At 52.7% G+C, this 21,646-nt stretch carries 26 protein-coding genes; 14 read left to right on the forward strand and 12 right to left on the reverse strand.

The features are described 5' to 3' along the window. Positions 1–221 precede the first annotated feature (221 nt). From QET40_RS01480 to dtd, 7 genes are all read left to right on the forward strand, one after another. Positions 222–1,775: a sialate O-acetylesterase gene (locus tag QET40_RS01480; RefSeq protein ID WP_280125397.1), complete on the forward strand. Its 1,554-nt coding sequence runs from the start codon at positions 222–224 to the stop codon at positions 1,773–1,775. 56 nt (positions 1,776–1,831) lie between these two features. Continuing rightward, positions 1,832–2,959, forward strand: a complete 1,128-nt coding sequence (locus QET40_RS01485) for a hypothetical protein (protein ID WP_280125398.1) — start codon at positions 1,832–1,834, stop codon at positions 2,957–2,959. Positions 2,960–2,967: 8 nt separating this feature from the next. Further along, complete coding sequence (locus QET40_RS01490; RefSeq protein WP_280125399.1) at positions 2,968–3,702, forward strand: type III pantothenate kinase; 735 nt, start codon at positions 2,968–2,970, stop codon at positions 3,700–3,702. 122 nt (positions 3,703–3,824) lie between these two features. Then, on the forward strand, positions 3,825–4,067 hold the full coding sequence (locus tag QET40_RS01495; protein ID WP_280125400.1) for an acyl carrier protein: 243 nt from the start codon (positions 3,825–3,827) through the stop codon (positions 4,065–4,067). Between the two features lie 123 nt (positions 4,068–4,190). Continuing rightward, the gene (locus tag QET40_RS01500) at positions 4,191–4,718 is read left to right on the forward strand and encodes a hypothetical protein (protein WP_280125401.1); all 528 of its coding nucleotides are present in this window, start codon (positions 4,191–4,193) and stop codon (positions 4,716–4,718) included. Beyond that, the gene (locus QET40_RS01505) at positions 4,675–5,463 is read left to right on the forward strand and encodes a LysM peptidoglycan-binding domain-containing protein (RefSeq protein WP_280125402.1); all 789 of its coding nucleotides are present in this window, start codon (positions 4,675–4,677) and stop codon (positions 5,461–5,463) included. Before QET40_RS01500 ends, QET40_RS01505 begins: the two co-directional genes overlap by 44 nt. Positions 5,464–5,475: 12 nt before the next feature. Further along, complete coding sequence (gene dtd / locus QET40_RS01510; protein WP_280125403.1) at positions 5,476–5,928, forward strand: D-aminoacyl-tRNA deacylase; 453 nt, start codon at positions 5,476–5,478, stop codon at positions 5,926–5,928. Between the two features lie 88 nt (positions 5,929–6,016). Here the strand turns inward: dtd and QET40_RS01515 are convergent, their stop codons facing one another. From QET40_RS01515 to rsmA, 4 genes are all read right to left on the reverse strand, one after another. After that, entirely contained in the window at positions 6,017–7,021 is a 1,005-nt protein-coding gene (locus QET40_RS01515) for a hypothetical protein (protein ID WP_280125404.1), read from the reverse strand. Between the two features lie 64 nt (positions 7,022–7,085). Continuing rightward, entirely contained in the window at positions 7,086–7,355 is a 270-nt protein-coding gene (locus tag QET40_RS01520) for a hypothetical protein (protein WP_280125405.1), read from the reverse strand. Positions 7,356–7,369: 14 nt separating this feature from the next. Continuing rightward, positions 7,370–7,831, reverse strand: a complete 462-nt coding sequence (locus QET40_RS01525; protein ID WP_280125406.1) for a hypothetical protein — start codon at positions 7,829–7,831, stop codon at positions 7,370–7,372. Next, positions 7,824–9,245 (reverse strand): 16S rRNA (adenine(1518)-N(6)/adenine(1519)-N(6))-dimethyltransferase RsmA, encoded by a 1,422-nt coding sequence (gene rsmA / locus QET40_RS01530; RefSeq protein ID WP_280125407.1) that lies wholly within the window; start codon positions 9,243–9,245, stop codon positions 7,824–7,826. Before rsmA ends, QET40_RS01525 begins: the two co-directional genes overlap by 8 nt. Positions 9,246–9,433: 188 nt before the next feature. Here rsmA and galE point away from each other — a divergent pair, with 188 nt between their 5' ends. Beyond that, the gene (gene galE, locus QET40_RS01535; RefSeq protein ID WP_280125408.1) at positions 9,434–10,423 is read left to right on the forward strand and encodes a UDP-glucose 4-epimerase GalE; all 990 of its coding nucleotides are present in this window, start codon (positions 9,434–9,436) and stop codon (positions 10,421–10,423) included. A gap of 92 nt (positions 10,424–10,515) precedes the next feature. Here galE and QET40_RS01540 read toward each other — a convergent pair whose 3' ends face one another. The 5 genes from QET40_RS01540 to rplI all read right to left on the reverse strand — a co-directional run bounded on the left by QET40_RS01540 (position 10,516) and on the right by rplI (position 14,574). Then, the gene (locus QET40_RS01540) at positions 10,516–10,794 is read right to left on the reverse strand and encodes a hypothetical protein (protein ID WP_280125409.1); all 279 of its coding nucleotides are present in this window, start codon (positions 10,792–10,794) and stop codon (positions 10,516–10,518) included. Further along, positions 10,743–11,192, reverse strand: coding sequence for a hypothetical protein (locus QET40_RS01545; protein WP_280125410.1), 450 nt, complete (start codon positions 11,190–11,192; stop codon positions 10,743–10,745). The genes QET40_RS01540 and QET40_RS01545 overlap by 52 nt, the downstream gene beginning before the upstream one ends. A 717-nt stretch (positions 11,193–11,909) precedes the next feature. Beyond that, a complete protein-coding gene (gene argB, locus QET40_RS01550; RefSeq protein WP_280125411.1) occupies positions 11,910–12,803 on the reverse strand; it encodes an acetylglutamate kinase in 894 nt (297 codons plus the stop codon). Between the two features lie 85 nt (positions 12,804–12,888). Then, entirely contained in the window at positions 12,889–13,881 is a 993-nt protein-coding gene (locus QET40_RS01555) for a magnesium transporter CorA family protein (RefSeq protein ID WP_280125412.1), read from the reverse strand. Between the two features lie 195 nt (positions 13,882–14,076). Further along, on the reverse strand, positions 14,077–14,574 hold the full coding sequence (gene rplI / locus QET40_RS01560) for a 50S ribosomal protein L9 (RefSeq protein ID WP_280125413.1): 498 nt from the start codon (positions 14,572–14,574) through the stop codon (positions 14,077–14,079). Between the two features lie 260 nt (positions 14,575–14,834). On the opposite strand from rplI, the gene purH reads away from it, so the two are divergent. From purH to acpS, 3 genes are read left to right on the forward strand one after another with little or no spacing between them, the layout of a single operon-like run. Then, entirely contained in the window at positions 14,835–16,382 is a 1,548-nt protein-coding gene (gene purH / locus QET40_RS01565) for a bifunctional phosphoribosylaminoimidazolecarboxamide formyltransferase/IMP cyclohydrolase (RefSeq protein WP_280125414.1), read from the forward strand. Positions 16,383–16,424: 42 nt separating this feature from the next. Next, entirely contained in the window at positions 16,425–17,165 is a 741-nt protein-coding gene (locus QET40_RS01570) for a pyridoxine 5'-phosphate synthase (RefSeq protein ID WP_280125415.1), read from the forward strand. 50 nt (positions 17,166–17,215) lie between these two features. Beyond that, the gene (acpS, locus tag QET40_RS01575; RefSeq protein ID WP_280125416.1) at positions 17,216–17,602 is read left to right on the forward strand and encodes a holo-ACP synthase; all 387 of its coding nucleotides are present in this window, start codon (positions 17,216–17,218) and stop codon (positions 17,600–17,602) included. Positions 17,603–17,769: 167 nt separating this feature from the next. Here the strand turns inward: acpS and QET40_RS01580 are convergent, their stop codons facing one another. The 3 genes from QET40_RS01580 to QET40_RS01590 all read right to left on the reverse strand — a co-directional run bounded on the left by QET40_RS01580 (position 17,770) and on the right by QET40_RS01590 (position 20,163). Then, complete coding sequence (locus tag QET40_RS01580; RefSeq protein WP_012420149.1) at positions 17,770–17,874, reverse strand: hypothetical protein; 105 nt, start codon at positions 17,872–17,874, stop codon at positions 17,770–17,772. Between the two features lie 45 nt (positions 17,875–17,919). Beyond that, positions 17,920–18,795 (reverse strand): ATP phosphoribosyltransferase, encoded by an 876-nt coding sequence (gene hisG / locus QET40_RS01585; protein ID WP_280125417.1) that lies wholly within the window; start codon positions 18,793–18,795, stop codon positions 17,920–17,922. Positions 18,796–18,861: 66 nt separating this feature from the next. After that, positions 18,862–20,163, reverse strand: a complete 1,302-nt coding sequence (locus QET40_RS01590; protein ID WP_280125418.1) for an aminopeptidase P N-terminal domain-containing protein — start codon at positions 20,161–20,163, stop codon at positions 18,862–18,864. Positions 20,164–20,330: 167 nt separating this feature from the next. On the opposite strand from QET40_RS01590, the gene raiA reads away from it, so the two are divergent. The 3 genes from raiA to QET40_RS01605 all read left to right on the forward strand — a co-directional run bounded on the left by raiA (position 20,331) and on the right by QET40_RS01605 (position 21,581). Then, positions 20,331–20,933 (forward strand): ribosome-associated translation inhibitor RaiA, encoded by a 603-nt coding sequence (gene raiA, locus QET40_RS01595; RefSeq protein ID WP_280125419.1) that lies wholly within the window; start codon positions 20,331–20,333, stop codon positions 20,931–20,933. 185 nt (positions 20,934–21,118) lie between these two features. Beyond that, positions 21,119–21,244 carry a hypothetical protein gene (locus QET40_RS01600; RefSeq protein ID WP_280125420.1) on the forward strand — a complete coding sequence of 42 codons (126 nt, stop codon included), beginning with the start codon at positions 21,119–21,121 and terminating at the stop codon, positions 21,242–21,244. A 211-nt stretch (positions 21,245–21,455) separates the two neighbouring features. Continuing rightward, positions 21,456–21,581, forward strand: a complete 126-nt coding sequence (locus tag QET40_RS01605; protein WP_280125421.1) for a hypothetical protein — start codon at positions 21,456–21,458, stop codon at positions 21,579–21,581. Positions 21,582–21,646 lie beyond the last annotated feature (65 nt).

The following is a 21,646-nucleotide window of genomic DNA, read 5'->3' on the forward strand; positions in this document are numbered from 1 at the left end:
GCCGATGGTAGTGAGAGTATAGCTCTTGTGAGAGTAGGTCGTCGCCGGGATTGATCATGAAGCCCCGCCTTGTCACCATGCAAGGCGGGGCTTCTCTGTTTATACTCGAATCCTCATCCCCGCGAAATGTGACGAATGCAGAAAAATCGAAATGATCTCGGAAAGAGCGGAAAAGATATGGACTCTGGAGCTGTTTTGAACTATTTCTCCATTCCATTATCATGAAGCTGTTGTTGTTTTTCTTGCTGGGGTGTTTTGCGATACCGGTCAATGGCCGGGATTTGAAGATTTTTTTACTGACTGGGCAATCGAATTCACTGGGAGCCGTGAAGGGATCTCCTGTATCTGCGGAAATGTTGGAAAAGTACAAGCCGGAAAGGACGATGTACTGGCATGAAAATTTCGGACAGAAGGAGGGAGTCTTTTCCGGGGCCTCCCAAGAATGGGGAATGGTTGTTCCTGCGGTCCCTTCTTATAATGGCAATTTGTGTATGGGGCCGGAGTATGGATTCGCCGCGGTTTTGGAGAAAAAGGGATGGTTTGACGATGCCGATGTGGCGATTGTGAAGGCGTCGCGCGATGGTGGCGACAATGGACATTGGATGCGGAATGGACAGGCTTACCGGTTGCTGGTGGGGGCCGTGAAGAATGCAAGTTCTGCCTTGAAGGAAAAAAAGTATGGGAAAATTGAGTTTGCCGGACTTCTTTATCTGCAGGGTGAGAGTGATTCAGGGGATGCTGTGCCGGCTGCCGCCCAGCGTTTCAAGGAACTTCTCAAGCATTTGGCGGAAGATTTGAAAGGATGGGGAGATACTGCGCCTTTGGCAAAATCGTGTGCTGTGATTGGAGAGAATGCGAATTGGGGGACGAAGAATGTGACGGACTCTTTAACCGGGAATACGAACGGGATGCTGAATGGCCGCGATACGGAGGTGGATGGCAAGACGACTTGGCAGGTGATGCGTTCTCTCGCGGCATCTTCTCCTGCTCTCGGTTATGCTCCTACGAGGGACCTTCCCAAGTTGACTTCCGGCGATTCGATGGGGGTACACTATGATGGATGTTCTCAATTGGTGATCGGAGCGCGTTTTGCCTATGCTATGGGGCATCTGAAAGGGAAATCGGTGGGGAGTGTCCGGAGTGGACGCTATGATCTGCCTTTGAATGCTCCCGACGCCTGGATGGATGGGAAAGTACCTGTAAAGAAGGTGTGTGTATGGGATTTGGCTTCTTCTATTTTGCCGAGCCGGATTGGAGAAGGTGTGGATTCGTTCAAGGCTTTTGGCATCCGTGTCGAGGATCCGTCTGTGAATACGGTTGCTATTGCCGGTGGCGCTTCGCAACGTTTGGTTGTAGGTCCGGGCGGGATTGAAGTACAGCAGGGAAGGAAATTGTTGATTGCCTCGGCATTGCAACTATCCGGTCGTCAGGAGTGGAAATTGTCGGGCGGATCTTGTGTGGCGGTTGCAAGACCGGATGTTAAGGGTGGTATGGCGGCTTTGACGGGACAGGCGGATATTTTCATCATGAATACAGACGCTTCTTCTTCCGGGAAGCATGCTGCCGTCGATTTTACCGAGGTCGGCCAAGGAATGTCGAAGAAGGGGAGGGGTGTACCGTTCCGGGGGAATTGGGTTATTGGTCCGGGGGTTGAGGTGAAGGGGGGTCTTCCTGGAACAGGCAAGGCGATTTTCAAGAAGGGATCTATTTATCAGGGAGAAGTTCTGACAGCTGACCGGAATGTTGTTTTGGAGGGGATTGCGACCGGGGTGTGACAATGTTTGCCGATTTAGGTTGTGTCCGGAGGTAAATTTCTTCATGCTTTTCCCTGATGAATTCCAGCCCACGCATCCTGATTCTGACATCCGGCTACGGTGATGGCCATAATAGCGCGGCACGTGGTGTGGCCGAAGCTCTGGACGGAAAGGCCGAATGCCGCATTGTCGATCCATGCAAGGAGAGTATGCCGTTTTTTTTCCGTTGGTCCCGTGCCGGGTATTTATGGACGATTCGGCGGGCACCTTTGTTGTGGCGTCAGGCTTACGACTGGACGGATAGTCTGGATCTTTCCCGATCGGAGTATCCGATGATGGCTGCCGTGAAAAATTACTTGTCCAGTTTGGTTCGCGGATGGAGGCCGGATGCGATTGTGTGTACCTATATGCTGTATCCTCATTTGCTGGACAAGATTTTCCAGACGGGGGGAAGAAGTGTGCCCTATATGACGGTTGTGACGGATTCTCTGGAAATTAACAAAACGTGGCTGTGCAGCAGGAGCGAGATGTGGTGTGTGACGGATCCATGGACCCGGGATGTTCTCGTCCGGCGTGATGTACCCGAGGAGAAGATCAAGGTGACGGGTTTTCCTGTGTCTCCCTCGGTCGTGCAACGGAGCCGCGGTGAAAGAATGGTGTGGCAACCGGGGAGTCCCTTCCGTATCCTGTATTTTGCCGGAGGGGGAACTGAGAGGATCAAATCCGATCTCAGGGCAATTTTCCATGCTCATCCGGATATTCGGGTAACGTGCATCATGGGAAGGCGTAGCCGGCATCTGTATCCTGTTCTGCACAAGATCCGGCAGAACCTGGACTATCCTGCCCGTTTTCGTCTTGTCGGCTGGACGAATCGCGTGCCTGATTTTCTGGCGAGCCACCACCTTGTCATCGGCAAGGCGGGCGGAGCGACGACGCATGAGGTGATTGCCTCAGGACGTCCCATGCTGGTGAATTATCTGGTTCCAGGACAGGAAGAGGGTAATGTCGCTCTGCTGGAGATTCTTGGCGGAGGGCGTTACGTAGGATCTTCCGGTGAAATGGAAGACTCTTTGAGGGCGATGCTGGGCGATGACGGCGAGCTGTGGCGCCGCATGCACCAAAACCTGCTGGATGCGGGGATGACAGGAGGAAGCGGCATGGTGGCTTCTTTGGCCTTGCAGTTGTGCTCCTCCCGTTCTAATTGAAGTGGGTTGTGAGCTACCTGCTGATTGATAATTCAAATACGAGGACAAAGTTTGTTCTCTCCGAGCCGGATCGCCTTCTGGAGACGCGCATCGTCATCCCGACTCGCGAGATTAACGAAGAACGCCTGACCAGGGAACTAGGCCATTTGCGATATGATTATGCCGTTTTTTCATCCGTGGTACCCCGGGTATCGGAATTGCTGGCAGATTGGCTGCCTCGTCCCTACCATATGGTGACGTGGCAATCGAATTTGGGGGTAGGCATTGATTATCCCCTTCCTCGTCAGATTGGAGCGGATCGGTTGGTGAATGCGGCCGGTGCGGTTGCTTTTTACAGAGCGCCCGCCATTGTAGTGGATTTCGGGACGGCAGTGACGTTCGATGTTGTTTCCCGTGAGACCGGTTACAAGGGGGGAGCTATTGCTCCCGGGCTGGCGTCGATGGGCGATTACCTTGCCAGGAATACGGCCCTTCTTCCGGCAATTGATCCCCATGAACCCAAGTATGCTATCGGGAGAAGTACGGAGGAGGCTATGCATTCCGGGGCCGTTTACGGCTACCGCGGTTTGGTGAAAGAGATTTTGGAATGCTTGGAGAAGGAGATGGATGGAGTTCCGATTGTCATTGCAACAGGTGGCGACGCCGAATTGATTGCACAGGGCGTACCCCGAATCGACCACGTTGATCCTTTGCTGACACTCAATGGATTGAGAGTGATCGCCGGGTTAAATCCCCCTGCCTGACGGTGGAAAACTCTTTTCGTAGAAGGGATCTTGCTCGTCCCTTTCTTGAAGGAAGTCTGAAAAATGTGTTGCCAAACATAGAGTGCCACTGTAAAAGCGGGTAACTCTAACAACCTAACACAATGTCTGATAGCATCGAAGAAAAGGTGAAGGAAATCATCGTCGAGCAACTCGGCGCTGAAGCCGATAAAGTGACCACTAACGCAAAGTTCATCGAGGACCTCGGTGCCGACTCTCTGGATACCGTAGAACTCGTGATGGCTTTTGAAGACGCGTTCGACATCGAAGTGCCCGATAGCGATGCTGAAAAGCTTCAGTCCGTTGCGGACGTCGTTGCTTATATCGAAAAAGCCCAAGCCGAATAATAAGCATTTTACTTTTCCCATGACGGGAAAATAATTTCCCACTGGCGGTTCCCCGGTCAACGCGGGACCGCCTTTTTATTGTCGACTGGTTCCCAGTGGCTTCATTCACGAGAGTTTCCCCCTATGTACTCCGAAGACGATATCCAGTACGCCCTCGAATCCACGAACATCTTGTATGTTCCGGATCGCCGCATTGACACGTTTGGTGATACTCGTTTTTCCTTCCTCCTTGTGAGCGGATTAATGGATGATTCCAATGTGACTCGCATCCGTAGCGGATGGGTAGAAGCGGAAAAGCCGAAAATTATCCGCCCCGATATGTATAAGCAGATTGAAATGGATGGGTTCGGGGATGACGCCCGGCAGTTTTTCGATTGGCTTGCACGCCATGGGGCCGCTCTGCAGACACTTTTGCAATATGGCTTTCAGTTTCGGCGTTCCGAGGTAACCGAGGAATTGGTGCACGAGCCGTTCGAGGCTGTTAAGGGACGTCTTGTGGACGAGGTCAGGGCATCGGGAGATCCCCTGAGGGCCGTGGTGGAGGGTGTTGACGATGCCTGGGAAGTCTGCCTCTTGAAGTTTACGGTAGAGATGGTACAAAAATCACATGAAATCAATATTTTCGATTTCCGTCGCAAAGGCCTGCTGTAAATGGGGGCTGGCGATATGCCTGTTTGGGTGTTCTGTCGTGGTTGCGGAGGAGAACTATTCACTGTGGCCCCGTAGGCCCGAGGCATTACAGCAGGCGGCCATACTGGCGGCAGAGGGGAAGGCGGAGGAAGCCGCTTCCATGCTGGAACCTTTGATTGGAAGAAAGGGGGTGATTGGCCAGGAAGCTCGTGACATGCTGGGCTCCTTGCGTATCCGCGAGGTCTTGGATCCAGCCCGTTGTGCCAGTGAAACATATGTGGTCAAACGGGGCGACTCCTGGATAGGCATTTCCAACAAGACGAAATGCCCGCTGGATTTTATCATGCATTTGAACCAGTTTGTGGACCGTCCCGCTCTGGTGCAGGGGCAGAAACTGAAAGTAAGGGATTTGAACTTTCGGCTCCTGATTAATGTGCCCGCCAAAGAACTTTCCATTTGGGATGGAGAGAAGTTTATCAAATCCTATCCTATTCTGATGATGCGCGATGTGGGGAAGGAAAATGCCGCCGTGACGGTTAAAGCCAAAAATGCTATTGAAGCGGGGAAAGATCTGCGGAGCTATTCTCCCGAATTTGCCGCTGCGGACAAGCAGCTCGTGATCGGCACCAAGGAGCGTTCATGGGTGATTGACGTCAGCAAGGATGGTAAAATGAGGTCTCCGGGGTTCTATTTGCGCCGGGAGGATTGCAATGAGGTGGCCCTGCTGGTTCGTCAGGGGAATGCAGTTCAGATCGTCAACAAATAGTCTCAGGCAAGTATGAGAGTTGTTATTCAACGCGTGAGCGAGGCTTCCGTGACTATTGACGGGGTGCTTGTGGCCAAGATCGGGAAGGGCCTGATGGTGCTGGTCGGGATTGAGGAGGCGGATGCCCGGGAAGATGCGGAGTGGCTTGTCCGGAAGATGCTGGATATGCGGATTTTTTCCGATGATGAGGGAAAGATGAATTGTTCCCTCCGCGATGTCCGGGGCGAGATCCTGGTGGTGAGTCAGTTTACCCTGCATGCCTCGACGAAGAAGGGGAACCGTCCGTCTTTCATCCGTGCTGCCAGGCCCGATTATGCCGTACCTTTGTATGAAGAACTTCTAGGACTGCTGCGGGAGGAGATGCCCGGCAGGGTTGCTTGCGGGCGTTTCGGAGCCGATATGGAGGTTTCCCTGTGCAATGACGGTCCCGTGACAATTGTGATGGATTCCCGGAACAGGGAATAAGTTGTCAAACGGAGTTGTGATAAGAAACAGCCTCCTTCCCGATGTGGAAAAGAGGCTGTTTGCTGTTTTTGGAAGTTTGCTTCCGTTCTCAGGCTTCTTCGGTCTGGGATTCGTCCGTATCTGCTTCGGCAGGTTGCTGGACGGGTGCGGGCCGTTGGTCCCGGGATTGGAATTTTTCAGCGTTTCTGCGGCGTGATTCTTCTTGCAGGAAGAATTCGGCCACGCGGAAGGCACGTTTGGCGGCTTCGCGGGATGTATTGTCATCCATCAGGGCAAGGCCTTCTTCCGTGACTTCTCCGAGGAAGATTTTCCATGCCTTTTTAGCGAGCTTTTTGGCGTTAATTCCGCGAGAATCCGACTGTTGTTGCGGTTGGCGCTGTTCTTCATTACCGTTGCCCCGCTGTTTATTGCGGTTGCGGCGGCGTTTGTTGCGTTTGCCGGCGCCGAGATCTCCTCCTCCTACTGTTTCGGGCTGGGCGAAGTAGCCGGCTTCCTGATCGGTTACTTCGGCATCAACCGTGGCAGTGCGGGGCTGTTCCTGGTGTTGCTGGGACTGTTGATGTTTGGGAGGGAAGGATTCCCGGCGAACCTTGATTTGATGTTTCTGTTGTTTCTGCGGCTGAGCAGAATCGTCGGAACGCTGTTCCGAAGCAACCGTGCTCTTGGGGGCCTGGACAGGAACTGCCTGGTTTTGAGGAGCCGGCTCCGGGGTTGCCGATGTTTCGGGAGCTTGCGTTTCGGATTGTGTCTGCTGGGGAGCCGGTTGTTTTCTCTGCCTGTTCTTTTTGGAGGGAGCGGCAGGGGCTGATTGAACCTTTTCCTGCGATGCCGTTTCGGCGGGGGCGGATTTGGTTTCAAGGGCGGTCACGGCAGCCTTGGTTGCCTTGTCGGCATCGGCTTTCTTCGTGGCGGCAACGGACTTGCGCGATGCAGTGGAGGACTTTGCTTCTTTTTTGGAAGCTGTGTCTTTCCCGGCAGCTTTCTTGTCAACCTTGGGAGCTTTTTCTTTAGCTGTCGTCGTGGTCTTGCGAGTCGCAGTCTTTTTGACCGGTTTTTCTTCCGGTGTGGCGGCTTCTGATGTTTTCTTGGCCATAAAATCTAGATAAGAAATATTATGGGTATTAAAGAGAAATGTCGAGCGTATATCCTGAAGCCCGTCAGTTCATGTCGCCGGATTCGTCAGGAAGCAGGGGAAGACTCTTTAATAATTTCTCGTATGATTTGATATCGAATGACTTGCCCGATATGAGCATATCGTTTCCGACGATGGCCAGGATTTGTGCCATCATGAAGAGAGCCTCATCTTCGTCCATGCCTTCCTTGAGAAGGCGGTCCAGTGTGTTTTTGACGAATGGAGGTTCGGCGTTATCCAACTGCGAGCGGACGGCAGGGATGAGGTCGGCAATGATGTCGTCGGGGATTTCCATGATGGCGGCGAGGGTTAGAATCCGCCCATTTGCTGGCGCAGGACTTTTTGGAGTTCTGTCTGGAAAGCTTGCAGGTCATCGTCGGTGGGTTCTCCGGAGATAGGAGCCCAGTCGATACGGCCCATTTTGTCGATGCTCCAAGTTCCCGTGTGACCGCTCTTGAAAGTAACTTTGCCGGTCAGCAAGGCATGAGGGGGGGTAATTTCGTCGATGGTGACCGAGGTTGATCCCGGGAGCGAAGGGGAGGTATTTCCGAGCGGTGTGTCGGTAGCATTGGCTGGCGATTCTTCCTCCTTCTTGGGCTGGATGAGCTGGATATCCAGATCCATAAGCAGGAAACGGGTGTCCATGTAGGTGATGCTGATGCCGAATTCCTGATTGATTTTTTTCTGAATCTGGTTCAGATCAAGCCCTTCGGCTGCCCATTGGCGCAGAAGTTCCGTTTGTTCCGGCGTAATATTTTTTGAATTAATCATAATACGGATTGTTTGAAGGTTGATGACTGGGGTGAGGAGGGGGGGATGGTTTGTTTTCGGACGGAACGGAGAGGTTTTGTCCTGCGGTCAGGAACAAATCCCAGCATTCCAGGAAGGAACCGGCGAAGTCTTGCGGTCTGCGTTGCATCCATGCCCGGATGGTGGCAACGGGCAGCCATTGGACGGCCTCGATTTCTGCTGCCGGGAATTTGATTTTTCCGGAATGTTCGGCGAGGTAGAGTTCTACGTGTTCCTGTCCGTTTTCTTCCGATGGGGGCAGGTGTCCGACGCGGAGCAGGGGAGCGTCGACAATGCCGAGTTCTTCCTGCAATTCCCGTCGGGCGGACTGGTTGTAGGTTTCTCCGGAATCGACATGCCCGGCGGCGGAAGAATCCCACACGGACGGATGGCGGTCTTTCCACGGAGAACGCTTCTGGAGCAGAATGTCTCCATGCTTGTTGCGGACGAAGATGTGGACGGCCCGGTGGATCATGCCTTCGTTATGAACGGCTTTGCGCGAGGCTTCTCCAACGACTATGTCGTGTACATCGACGATGCTGAGGAGTTCATCGTCTTTCTGGGGGATAGCAGCCAGGGGATGTGTATCGTACAGGATGGACAGCTTGATCCATTGGGCCAGAGAGAGTTCTTCAGGCCTGGCTGTTTCCGGCACTCCGATGGCGGCGGCGACTTCGTTCCAGGGGGGGGCCTGGGGCAGTTGCTTTTTGATCTGCTTGCGCCTCTGGGCAAAGGCTTTCCGCATCAATTCGTCCAGGAGGCGGTCGTCGTAGGGGGGGAATTCCGCCGGGTCTCGGGGTGTGAGCAGCATGACGGTGGAGTCGATGCGGGGCCGCGGGTGGAAGGCTTCCGGGGGGATGGTTTTCAGGGCTTTGGGAATCCAATTCTTTTGAATTCTCAAGGAGAGGAGTCCGTAGGCATCGTCGCCGTCCGTTGCCAGAATGCGGTCGATGAATTCTTTTTGCAGCATGACGACAGCCCGGGAAACGGAGCTGGGTTTCGCAAGGAAATTCTGAAGGATGGCTCCTCCGGCGGAATAGGGGAGGTTGCCTAGAAACTTTACGGGGGCTTCGGCAAAGAGACCTCGGGGATCCCACGAGGCCCCGTCGGCATGGTGGACTTCCACATGCGGGGAATCCTGCCAACGTTCGCGTTGATAGGCCGCCAGACGGGCATCGAACTCGACGAGAACGAGTTTCCTGCATAGCGGGGCCACGTGTTCCGTCAGGGCACCCGTTCCCGGACCTACTTCCACAACGCAATCGCCGGGGGTGATTTCCAATTGATCCACGATCCAGCGGGCGACATTTTCATCCGTCAAAAAGTTTTGTCCGAGCGATTTGCTCGGCTTGACATCATGGTGATCGAGGACAGAACGGATATCCCGGGACTTCATAGCTGCGAGTATCCGTGATGTCCGTTCTAATCTCCAGCCAAATTCATGAGTTCAACCGGCTTGAGTGGGTGGACTGACATGGAAATCCCTCTACGATTGCCGAATTATCTCCGTCCGGGCGGCGGGATTGCGTTGACGCCCCGCCCCGGCAGAGTGCATAATGACCTCAGAACGAATTTTCTCTCACCATGAAAGTACTTGTGACCGGCGGCGCCGGATATATTGGTTCGCACACGGTGCGTCAGCTTGTGAAGGCGGGGCATGATGTGACGGTTCTTGACGATCTTTCCTACGGGCACCGTGAGGCCATTGTCGATCCCGAGGTCAAATTCGTCCGCGGTAATTTGGGAGATCCTTCCGTGGTCTATCCCCTGCTGATGGGCGCCGGTTTCGATGCCGTGATTCATTTTGCTGCTTTCATCGAAGTAGGAGAATCCGTCAAAGATCCGCTGAAGTATTACACGAATAACATCGCTCGTCCTCTCGTCCTCCTGGGCGCTATGAAGGACGCCGGCGTTAAGCGCTTTGTCTTTTCATCCACTTGTGCTACCTATGGTGTGCCGTCTCAGATCCCGATTCCCGAAACGGAAAAGCAGGATCCTATCAACCCCTATGGCAGCTCCAAGTTTATGCTCGAACGCGTCTGCAAGGACTGTGACCGCGCCTGGGGGCTTAAGAGCGTGTTCCTTCGCTACTTCAACGCTTCCGGGGCCAGCCTGGACAGCATGATCGGTGAAGATCACTCTCCGGAAACGCATCTTATCCCGATCATCCTTCAGACATTGACGGGAGACCGCGAGTTCATTACTGTTTTCGGTACCGATTACGATACCCCGGACGGTACCTGCATCCGCGACTATATCCATGTTGATGATTTAGCCGACGCCCACCTGCGTGCTGTCGATTACCTCATGAAGGGAGGAGAAACCAACTGGTTCAACCTCGGTACCGGTATCGGTCTCTCCGTCAAGGAAATCATCGATATGGCCGAACAGGTTACCGGTAAAAAAGTTCCCGTCCAGTATGGAGACCGCCGAGAAGGCGACCCTGCCCGCCTCATTGCCAACCCCAAGAAGGCCAAGGACATCCTCGGATGGGAAGCCCGCTACAAGGATGCCAAGGCTGTCGTGGAAACCGCTTGGAAGTGGGCTACCGGTCCTCGCAACGGACACTTCTAAAGTCTCGGCTTTCAGTCGTTTTGCCAAAAGCCGTTCCTTCCATGTCGGAGGGAACGGCTTTTGAGATTAATTGGTAGCAAGGGAGCTATTGTTCAAAGGGCAGGAACAGGATCCATCTGCAGTTGGGGACTGTGCAGGATTTGTACTTCGGGACCGGAATGAACTGGCTTGAAGGCGGTGGGTTCGCAGGAGATATCCTTGGGTATTTCCAGGCCGATCTGAGCGTGGAATGTCGCTTCTTCCTTTTGACTGCCGCCTTTTGGAGTGTAGCGGCGTATGATGGTAGCACACGCGGTGGTGTTCTTCAGGGTAACTTGTGTCAGGGCATACCGTGGAATACTCCTGGATATGTCAGCTTCATTTTTTTCCATTTCGACATAGAGTTTTTTGTATCAATGGCATAGGTTTTTCCTTGAGCCAGATCAATGATGAAAAACTCGGCTGTTGCATTGTCCGTCTGGTCTCCGATAAAGGCCATATTGAGCTTGTCGTTGACGAGGATTTTGTGTTCGGTATTGCCATCCGGAATCATGACGGAGATGTTTTTCCCATTCTGATTGCGGAAGGTGATTTGCTTGAAATATGCTTTCTGTCCGTCGGGGGCAGTATATTCCAAAGGAGTTGATGATTCGGATGTTCCAGGTGAAACCAGAATGCTCCATTGAGGGGACGTCTGAGTGTATGTAGAGGGATCGTTTTTCTGTGCACAAACGGCCTGGGATCCCAGAGGCAGAGCCAGAACGGCAACTAGGGCAATAGTGGTAGACATGATCGTTTTATTTTATTAAATTATTCATAATAAGCGGGTGACGGGAAATAGGGATTTCTCTCAACCCACTACTACAGTATTTGTTTATTTTTCCTAATGTCAATTTTTTTGCAGAAAACAGGTATTTGGTGGAATCTGTGCCAGATTTTAATCAGCGGTAAAATAAATTTTTCCAAAGAGTTGATTTGCTGACGAATTATACTATCCCTGACTATAGGATGATTCTGAAAGCGAATTTTTTGGTTCTTCGTAGGACTGTGTGGAAGTTTGTATTTTCATGGCCCTCTTTCTGTTGGAGTAGGTAAGAAGATGGCGGGAGACGGATAATGCCGTTGTTGTTTAATGAAGAAATATGGAAAACCTATGACAAGATAATCCGCATTGGCTGGGGGCCGTGTATTTGACATTGCCGTTTAATCTGCTCCTGCCGTCAGGATATTCGCGAAGAGTATTAGCGTTCGTCGCTAGTATGTAAATGGAGCCCGAGGAACTGTCCCTTTTGCGGAGGAGGAGTGGGGAGCCAGAGAATCGGCGGGAAACTGTAATCTACCGGATTGGTAGACAAAATGAGTAAAGAAGAGCTTCAGCGTTTATTTGCTAAAAAATTGGGAAAATCATCATCGTTTTCATATCTGTCTCCACGCTGATGTTTTGCTTAGTTACAAGAAAAGCCGGGAGCTGGGGAGCTTCCGGCTTTTAGGATAGCATGTAGTTTTTTTAGCGTTGCTGGCGAATGATTTCTGTGCCGATGCCTTCGTTGGTGAAGATCTCCAGAAGAAGGCTGTGAGGGACTCTGCCGTCGACGAAGTGGACTTTGCGAACTCCGGCATTGAGGGCATCGACAGCGGAGCAGATCTTGGGAATCATGCCGCCTTTGACGGTTCCGTCCTCAATGAGCTCTAGGGCTTCAGAACGAGTCAGGGAGTTGATGAGGCTGGTGGGTTCACTGGGGTCCCTAAGGACACCGGGAACGTCGGAGATATAGATCAATTTGACGGGTTTGAGTTCTTTGGCAAGAGCTGCTGCTGCAAGGTCTGCATTGACGTTAAGAGATTTATGGGTTCCCAGTTCGCGGGCTAGAGGGGAAATGACCGGGGTGATCTCCATATCGAGGGCTTCCGTGATACGGGGCAGAAGGGAGCCAATGACATTGCCGACTTCTCCGATATCGATGGGGGTACCGTTTTCGTCTTTTTCCTGTAGGCGTTCGCCGATGAAGATATCCGTACCGGGGATACCGACGGCTTTGCCTCCGAATTCACGCATGGTCTGGACGAGGCCAGGGTTAATGATTCCGGAGAGGGTACGTTCGACGATGGAGATGGCTTCGGGACTGGTGACGCGAAGGCCGTTGACGAAACGGGCTTCGAGGCCGGAGTCGGCCATGGCTTTGGAAATGGCCTTGCCTCCGCCGTGAACGACGACGGGATTGATGCCGAGTACTTCGAGCAAGACGATGTCTTTCAAGAGGATACGGACGAGATCGGGGTTATCCATGGCGCTGCCGCCGAATTTGATCAGGAAGATTTTGTTACGATAAGCCTGAAGATAGGGCAGGGCATTGACGACGACGGATGCTTTGTCAACGAGGCTTTCAAGAGTTTCGGGCATGATAGAAGGTAGGGAATGGTGTTGGTAAGATAAGTATAAAGAGCGGAAACGGGCCGGATAGCGCTGTTGCGGTAGAAAGAAGGGCTCAAATGAGTCTTCGCGCGCGGAAGTAGGCCAAGGGAAGGATGATGGAAATAGCCATGCCGAAGAGGGCGAAAAAGTAACCGTAGGAGGTTTCCAGTTCCGGCATGTTTTTGAAGTTCATCCCGTATACGCTGGCAATGAGCGTAGGGGGCATGAAGATGACGGAAGCGACGGTGAAGATTTTGACGATTTCGTTTTGCTCGATGTTGATGAGTCCGAGGACGGCGTCGAGCATGAAGTTGACGTTGCCGGAGAGGAAGGTGGCGTATTCGGAAAGGGAGGATACGTCGCGGCTCAGCGGGCGCAGTTTGACGTAGAGGTTGGTACCGGAATCGTCGTAGGCTTCCTGGTTGCTGGCGAAGGTAAGGAGGCGCAGCAGGTTGACGAGGCAGTCTCGCTGCCGGGTCAGAAGGTCGCCGACGCGGCCGAGATCCTGGAGGATGAGGCGGAGGGTACTGGTTGCCGGGGTTTTCTTGCGGCGTCCTCCTTCGGTTTCCTGCCGGGAGAAGATGGTTTTTGAGAGGCGGTCGAGTTCGGCTCCGAAACGTTCGAGAACGTCTGCCTGACGGTCGACAATGGTTTCTAGGAGACCGATGAAGACTTGGTCTCGCGAGATTTCCGAACGACGCAGGAGCTGGTGAGAGAAGACGCGAAACGAGTAAGAATCCGAATGGCGAATGGTGATGATGCGCGGTCCGATCAGAACGAAGGTAATTTCAGACAAGGAGGGGGATTCCGTGTCGACACGGCTCAGGACGGTAGTCGTCATGAAACGGGCTCCGTCTTCCGAGTAGAGACGGCTAGTGGCCTCAATCTCGCGCATTTCATCGTAGGTCGGCATTTCAATGCCGAAGAGGCTCTCGGTGTAGCGGATTTCGTCCTGATCCGGAGTGAGGAGATCCACCCAGAAGATGGATTCAAAATCAAGTTCCTCCACGTCCACATTGGTGGTGCGGTCGATTCCGTTGTCGGTCTGTCGATAAATCCGGATCATACGAACGTGGGCGGAGCCCAGGGTTGATGTGAGGCTCTTGGAAAGACGATTGCGGAGGCACGATACTTTCCTGTCGTGTATTATGACTCCGATTGCGTGAAATGGGAAGGAAAAACAGGTGAATGAGAAAGGAAAAAGCCTCTGTCCCGTATGAACGGAAACAGAGGCTTGGAAAAGGTAATGAAAACGGAGCCTTTATTCGGCGGCTGCTTCGGGAGCAGGGGCGGGGGCGTTTTCGGCGCCTTCGACCTTGACGTTGACCTTAAGGATAGCGGTTACCTGAGTGTGCAGTTTGACGGATACTTCGTGCAGACCACCTTGCTTGATGGGTTTTTCGATGTCGATCATGCGGCGATCGATTTCGACACCCTTGGCAGCAAGAGCTTCCTGGATATTGTGGTTGGTAATAGCACCGAATGTCTTGCCGTCCTGACCGGATTCCAGATTGAGGTCAAGGGAAAGGGCGTTAATCTTTTTGGCGACTTCTTCAGCAGCAGCCTTTTCAGCGGCTTCGCGTTCGGCACGCTTGGCCTTGAGGCTGGTGATAAAACGCTTGTTGGAATTGGTGGCTTCGTAGGCGAGGCCCTTGGGGATAAGACAGTTGCGGCCATAGCCAGCCTTAACAGTCACGAGATCGGCTTCTGCGCCGAGCCCTTCGATCTTTGTTGCGAGAATAACTTCCATCGTTGCCATGGCTAAAAAAACGTATTTGTGAGCGGTTGAATTAGGTTGAAATCGATGTAATGTCAAGCGAAGAGTGTAAAAAAGACGAATTATGAGGCGATTTGTCCCGATTTGAGGGGTAAATCCGGCAGCTTTCCTTACGCGCGATGACAGGAGTGAAACATATTGCGCTTGCGTCCGGGGGGGGGAGTGGGTAGGGAAAGGAGTCGGGCTTGGCGCATTTGCATGAAGTCGTGCGGCGGGAGTCCGGCAATAGAGATTTAATACCTATGGCTATTCAACGCGCACTAATTTCCGTGTCCGACAAGACGGGTCTGGATGTATTCGCCAAGGGACTCCACGAGATGGGAGTCGAACTTATTTCCACGGGAGGGACCTGCAAGTTCCTGAAGGATCTGGGACTTCCCGTGATAGAAATTTCGGACTATACGGGGGAACCCGAATTATTCGAAGGCCGTTTGAAGACGTTGCATCCGATGGTTCATGGCGGGCTTTTGCAGCGTCGTGACAGCGAAGAACACCAGCGGCAGGCTCAGGAACATGGCATCAAGCCTATTGATCTTGTCTGTGTGAATCTGTATCCGTTCGAACAGACGGTGGCCAAGCCCGATGTGACGCTTGAGGAAGCCATTGAGAAGATCGACATCGGTGGCCCGTCGATGCTCCGTTCTGCTGCCAAGAATTATTCGGCCGTGACGGTTGTATCCGATCCTGCCGATTATGACCGGATTCTGGATGAAATGCAGACGCATAAGGGAGAGACGACCCTCAAGACGCGTGAGAGCCTTGCCATCAAGGTGTTCATGCGTACGTCCCAGTACGACAATGCGATCTCCAATTTTCTCGGTCACAAGAATGAGGAATGCACGGGCGGCAATTTCTCCATTTGCCTGCCTCTCTACCAGAAACTTCGCTACGGCGACAATCCCCACCAGTCTGCCAGCCTGTATGGTAACTTCGGCGATATTTTCAACCAGTTGCAAGGCAAGGAGTTGTCCTATACGAATGTACTCGATATCGAAGGCGCGGCAACGCTGATTTCCCAGTTTAACCGGCCGACGGTCGGTATTCTCAAGCACATGAATCCTTGCGGCGTCGGCCAGGATGACGAAGATCTCCGTACTGCTTGGCAGAAAGCTTATGAAACAGACACTCAGGCTCCCTTCGGCGGCGTGATTGTGATGAATCGCCCGATGACGGAAAGTCTTGCCCGCGTGGTAGGAGCCATCTTCACGGACGTGATTATTGCTCCAGACTATGATGCTGAGGCCCGGGCTATCCTGCAGAAAAAGAAAAACTGCCGCATTATCCGCCTTAATGTCGAAGCCTGGCAGAAGGCTAGTAAGGAACCGATCATCCGTTCTGCTCCCGGCGGACTGATGGTAATGGACCGCGACTATGACGTGCGGGGACTGGATAATCTGGAAGCCAAGGTCGTGACAAAACGTCCTCCTACGGAAGAAGAGCTTAAAGCCATGCGTTTCAGCTGGAAGGTTGTCAAGCAGGTACATTCCAACGCTATTGTGTTCGGTTCGTCCGACCGTACGCTTGGCATCGGCGCCGGACAAATGAGCCGCGTGGATTCTGTCCGCATTGCTATCTGGAAAGCTCAGCAGGCGGGTCTCAATCTCAAGGGCAGCGTCATTGCCTCGGATGCCATGTTCCCGTTTGCAGATGGTCTCCAGGCCGCCATTGACGCCGGCGTGACCGCTTGCATTCAACCGGGAGGCTCCATCCGTGACGAAGAGGTGATTGCCGCTGCAGATGCCGCCGGCATTGCCATGGTGTTCACGGGCGTTCGCCATTTCCTTCATTAATCAACCCGATTTAACGATCAATTCCTATCCCCTCTGACTGCAATGATTCTTCTTGGTGTCAATATCGACCATATCGCCACGCTGAGACAAGCGCGTTACGCAACGATGCTGGATTCCTTCAATGCGGAACCCAGCGTGCTGGAAGCTGCTTTTGCAGCCCAGAGGGGAGGGGCGGATTCCATCACTCTGCATGTGCGCGGTGATCGCCGCCATATGCAGGATGCCGATGCCTTCCTCGTTCGTAGGGAAGTCTCTCTTCCCCTGAATCTGGAAATGGGCAATACTCCGGAAATGGTAGATCTGGCCTTGAGACTCAAGCCGGATTATGTTTGCATGGTGCCGGAGTCGCGCGAGGAAATTACGACGGAAGGCGGTTTGGATGCTCTCCTCCATTTCAACGAACTGGCTCCCTCCATCCGCAAGATGGCGGATGCGGGCATTCAGGTCAGCCTGTTTATTGATCCCGAAATAGCCCAGATTGAAGCTGCAGCCCGCCTTGGTGTTCCCATGGTGGAGTTGCATACGGGATGTTTTGCCAATCACTTCGGTGACGAACGGTTGGCGGAGATTGCCCGGTTGTGCGAGTCAGCGGAGGCGGCCCGCAGTGCCGGAATCCTTGTCAATGCCGGACACGGCATTAATTACTCCAATCTCGCCGATCTGGTGGCTGTTCCTCATTTGCATGAATTGAATATCGGACACACGATTGTGAGCCGGGCTCTTTCCGTTGGCATGGAACAAGCCGTGTGCGAGATGAAGAGTGAAATGACTCGTCTGTTTTAATGTTACGGGAGGGGGCTTTTTCCCTCTCCTTTTTTGCTTCTGGAAAGATTATGGGAAGAAACGTTGTCGCTATCGGCCTTGATCTTGTCGATCTCGAACGGATTGACAAAGCTTTCTCCCGCTCCGGAAAGGCATTTGCCGCTCGTTTGTGTACGCCAGGCGAGCTTGAATACTGTTTTGCCAGGGAGAACCCCGTACCATCCCTGGCCGCCCGTTTTGCGGCCAAAGAGGCTGTTTCTAAAGCTTTGGGTACAGGGATTGGCGTTGCCTGCGGTTTGCGGGATGTAGAAGTTGTGATGTCTCCGGCAGGGAGGCCGGAGATTGTCTTGCATGGTGCGGCTCGTCAAACGGCTGAGGGATTAGGCATTGCCGGCTGGTCGTTGAGTCTGACCCATTCCCGGACGGCTGCTGCTGCGGTGGCTCTTGCCTTTGCGTGAGAGCTATTCGATATGCCGTGATTTGAATGGATTGATTTCCTTGGGCCTCGGTTGTGGTTGAGGAAAACGAAAACGGCGCCCATGAAAATGGACGCCGGAAGTTTTTCCGAGATAAATGATGACGGAAGGCAGTTTGCAGCCCTTGAAACAGCGTATGAAACGCGTGCTTAGGACTTGTAACGCAAACGCTTCTTGTGACGGTTCTGGCGCATGCGCTTGCTGCGCTTGTGCTTATTGATCTTTGCTTTACGGCGTTTTTTCAGCGATCCCATGATGGTGGTTCGTTATGTTTGTTTCTTATGATGAGAAAAGGTCCTTTAGTACACCAGCTTGCTGAGCGGGTATTCAATGATGCCTTCCGCACCGAGAGATTTCAGCTGCGGAATAATATCGCGAACGACGGCTTCGTCAATGACCGTTTCCACGGCGACCCAACCTTCTTCCGTCAGAGGGGAGACGGTGGGGCGGCGAAGGGACGGGAGGCACTCGGTCAATTGAGTCAGGGAGGCGCTGGGCAGGTTCATTTTGAGACCGACCTTGTTGCGGGCTTCCAGAGCACCCTTGAGAAGCATGACCATATTTTCCAGTTTCTCGCGCTTTTCGGGATCCTGCATGGTTTCCTTGTTGGCGATGAACTGGGGGTAGGAGTGCATCAAGGTGTCGACGATGCGAAGCTTGTTGGCCTTGAGGGAACTGCCGGTCTCCGTGATATCCACGATGGCGTCCACAAGTTCGGGGACTTTGACTTCGGTGGCTCCCCAGGAGAATTCGACGTGAGCCTTGATTCCTTTTTCTTCCAGCCAGCGTTCCGTGATGCCGACTCCTTCCGTCGCGATGCGCTTACCCTGGAGGTCTTCTGCGCAACGGATCGGGGAATCTTCAGGGACGACGAGCACCCAGCGCGTAGGCTTGGAGGTGGCTTTGGAATATTGGAGGTCAGTCAAGACTTCGATATCGGCCTTGTTTTCATAGATCCAGTCTTTTCCGGTAATACCGCAGTCAATGAATCCGTCATTGACGTAACGGCCGATTTCCTGGGCGCGGATCAGAAAAATGTCAAGGGAGTCATCGTCGGATGTGGGGCGATAACCTCGGCTGGACACGTAGATATTGTATCCGGCTTTGCGGAACAATTCTACCGTGGCATCCTGAAGGCTACCCTTGGGGAGAGCGAATTTGATCTTTTTTGACATGACAGGAAGACAGATGGAACTCCGAAGAGTCCTATCTGTCAAGGGAAGAACGGTTCATGTCCGGATTTATTCCGCCATCCATTTTTCGATTTCGTCCGCATCGAGGGGGACCTGGGCGAGTAAATCGGTATTGGATTCTTCGCCGATGAGGACATCTGTTTCCAGGCGGATGCCGATGCCTTCCTCCCGGATGTAGATGCCGGGTTCGATGGTGAAGACCATGTTTGCCTGAAGTACGGGCTGAGGGTCTCCAACGTCGTGGACATCAAGGCCCAGCGAGTGGGAAACCCCATGCATGAAATAACGACGGACGGCGGGCGGATCTTCCGGCTTTTCAGCCAGGTCTTCGGGGGTCAGCAGCCCCAGGGTGACCAGTTCGTTGCCGACGAAGACACGGACGAGACGTTCGTATTCTTTTTTATCAATGCCCGGTCGCAAGATCTGCATGGCATACTTCATGGCATTGTGTACGGCATTGTAGACGGCTTTCTGACGAGGGGTGAAACGTCCGTTGACAGGGACGGTTCGGGTCATATCTCCATTGTAGTTGCCGTATTCGGCACCGATGTCGAGAAGGACAAGGTCCCCGTCCCGACAAATCTGGTCGTTGACAATGTAGTGAAGGACGCAGGAGTTGTCCCCGGAAGCGATAATTGGCAGGAAGGAGAATTTGCGGGCGCCGCGGCGAAGGTATTCGTAGGAAAGGATTGCTTCTATTTCCCATTCTCCCATGCCCGGTTTGAGGGCTTTGAGGAGGGATTTGAAGCCTTCTCCCGTGATATCGCATGCCATTTTAATGTATTCGATCTCGACAGGCTTCTTGATGAGGCGCATGTCGCCGAGAATTGGATAGATATTGGCGTATTCGGCTTCAGGGAATTTGGATTTGAGTTCCGAAGCGAGGCGGACATTGCGAGTCTGGACGGGGCTGGTGCAGCGCGGGTGCTGGTTTTCTTCCAGATAGACGGTAGAGGCGGCGGGTACGAGTTGTTCGATCAGCGCGTCATATTCCGTGGTCCAGCGGACATCCCGAATGCCGCTGAGTTCCGAGCCTTGTTCCCGTTTGAGCCGGGCTCCTTCCCAGATGGCAATCTGGTCGTTTGTTTCACGAAGGAAAAGAGTGTCTTGATGGGAACCATTGGCGCCGATAGCCATGACGAGAACCGTTTCTTCCTGGTCGATTCCGCAGAGATAGAACAGGTTGGCATTCTGATGCAAAGCCATGGTCCCATCGGCATTGGTGGGATATACATCGTTGGAGTGGATGATCAACAAGCTCCCTGCCGGAAGTTTGGAGGCGAGTTCATCTCTGTTTTCCTGAAAAAATGCTGCTGGGATGGGCTGGTATTTCATGATGGATATGAGCATGGATTTCTCAGGCGGATTGTCAATCTCGTCCCGAAAAAAATGTGTTCGTATGGCGGTATTTTCTTACCGTATGCCAAAGGAAATCTTGCAAAAGGAATTTTTTACTGTATATCCTATGAGTTGCGGGTGGACCCGCATTTTAACCAATATAGAAAGAGGTAAACGCCATGCAAAAGGTAAACGTCAATATACCCATTACCGTCACTGGGCGCCATGTAGAAGTAACTGATGCTATCCGTGAGTTCGTCGTGAAGAAGATTGAGGGGATACGCATCGATTCGCCGAAGATTTTAGAAGTCAAAGTTGTGCTGGATATTCAGCGCGACAGGCAAATTGCTCAAATTATCCTGTTTTGTTCCAATCATATCACGATTGACGCTTCCACGGAAGGTACGGATATGTATGCCGCCATTGATGAGACAGTCACCAAGGTCATGCGCCGTATGCGTAAGCATAAGACACGCATTATGAAGGGATTCCGTCCTCATCACCAGGAAAGCATCCGCCATCTTCCGGAAGGCATCTACGAAGCCGATGTCTTGGAAGAGACTCCGGAAGAACCCAAGGAAGAACCGGAACCCATGCTTATCCATCGCGAAGGGTACACCCTGCGTACACTCTTCAAGGAAGAGGCTATTATGGATATGGAACTCAACGATAAACCATTCGTGTTGTATCGCAATGCGCGCCGCAACGTGCTTCAGATCGTGTACCGTCGTCCCGACGGCGACTATGCCATTGTCGAGCTGGGTGAAAGCATCCAGGCCTAATTGAAACGAAAATAAAAATTACGGAGGGAGAGGTGTCGGACGGGCACCTCTCCTTTTTTATGAATAACAGTTAAGAACATGTAAAATGCGCTTGATTTCACGCCATGAGGATCTTATTCTTTACACTAGATCCTGCGGTCGACGTCAGGATCTTTAGTATTAACTGATAATAATTAATTCGAATTATGAAAAACATCGCTATCCTTGCTTTCGCCGGTGCGGCCCTCGTGGTTGCTTCCTGCAGCCAGCAGCAGCAGGTTACTCCTCCCGTTAATCCCATTCCTCAGGTGCAAGTCGTCAAGGGCAAGTAAATTCTGATGCGGGCGGGGTCGGAAACGAATGCCCTCCTCGTTCTCATTTTTTACAATTCGACGCGTTCGGTGATGCCGGGCGCGTTTTTTATTTATGTCACTAGTATTGAAAATACACTTGATTTCATATTGGGCGTGTTTATACTCCGCGGCAGTGATCCAGCGCGTGGCGTTGGGTTCCAGTAACATAAACTGATAATCAATTCGAATTATGAAGAACATCGCTATCCTCGCTTTCGCTGGCGCCGCCCTCGTGGTCGCCTCCTGCAGCCAGCAGCAGCAACAGCCTGCTCCTACGCCGGCTCCCGCTCCCGTCGTTGTCCAGAAGGGCAAGTAAATTCTGATTGCAGAAGGGCTGGCTTCTAGCGAGGTTCTTCTGCCTTCTTTATTTATCACTGATAT

The sequence above is a fragment of the Akkermansia sp. N21169 genome (assembly GCF_029854675.1).
Lineage (GTDB): Bacteria > Verrucomicrobiota > Verrucomicrobiia > Verrucomicrobiales > Akkermansiaceae > Akkermansia.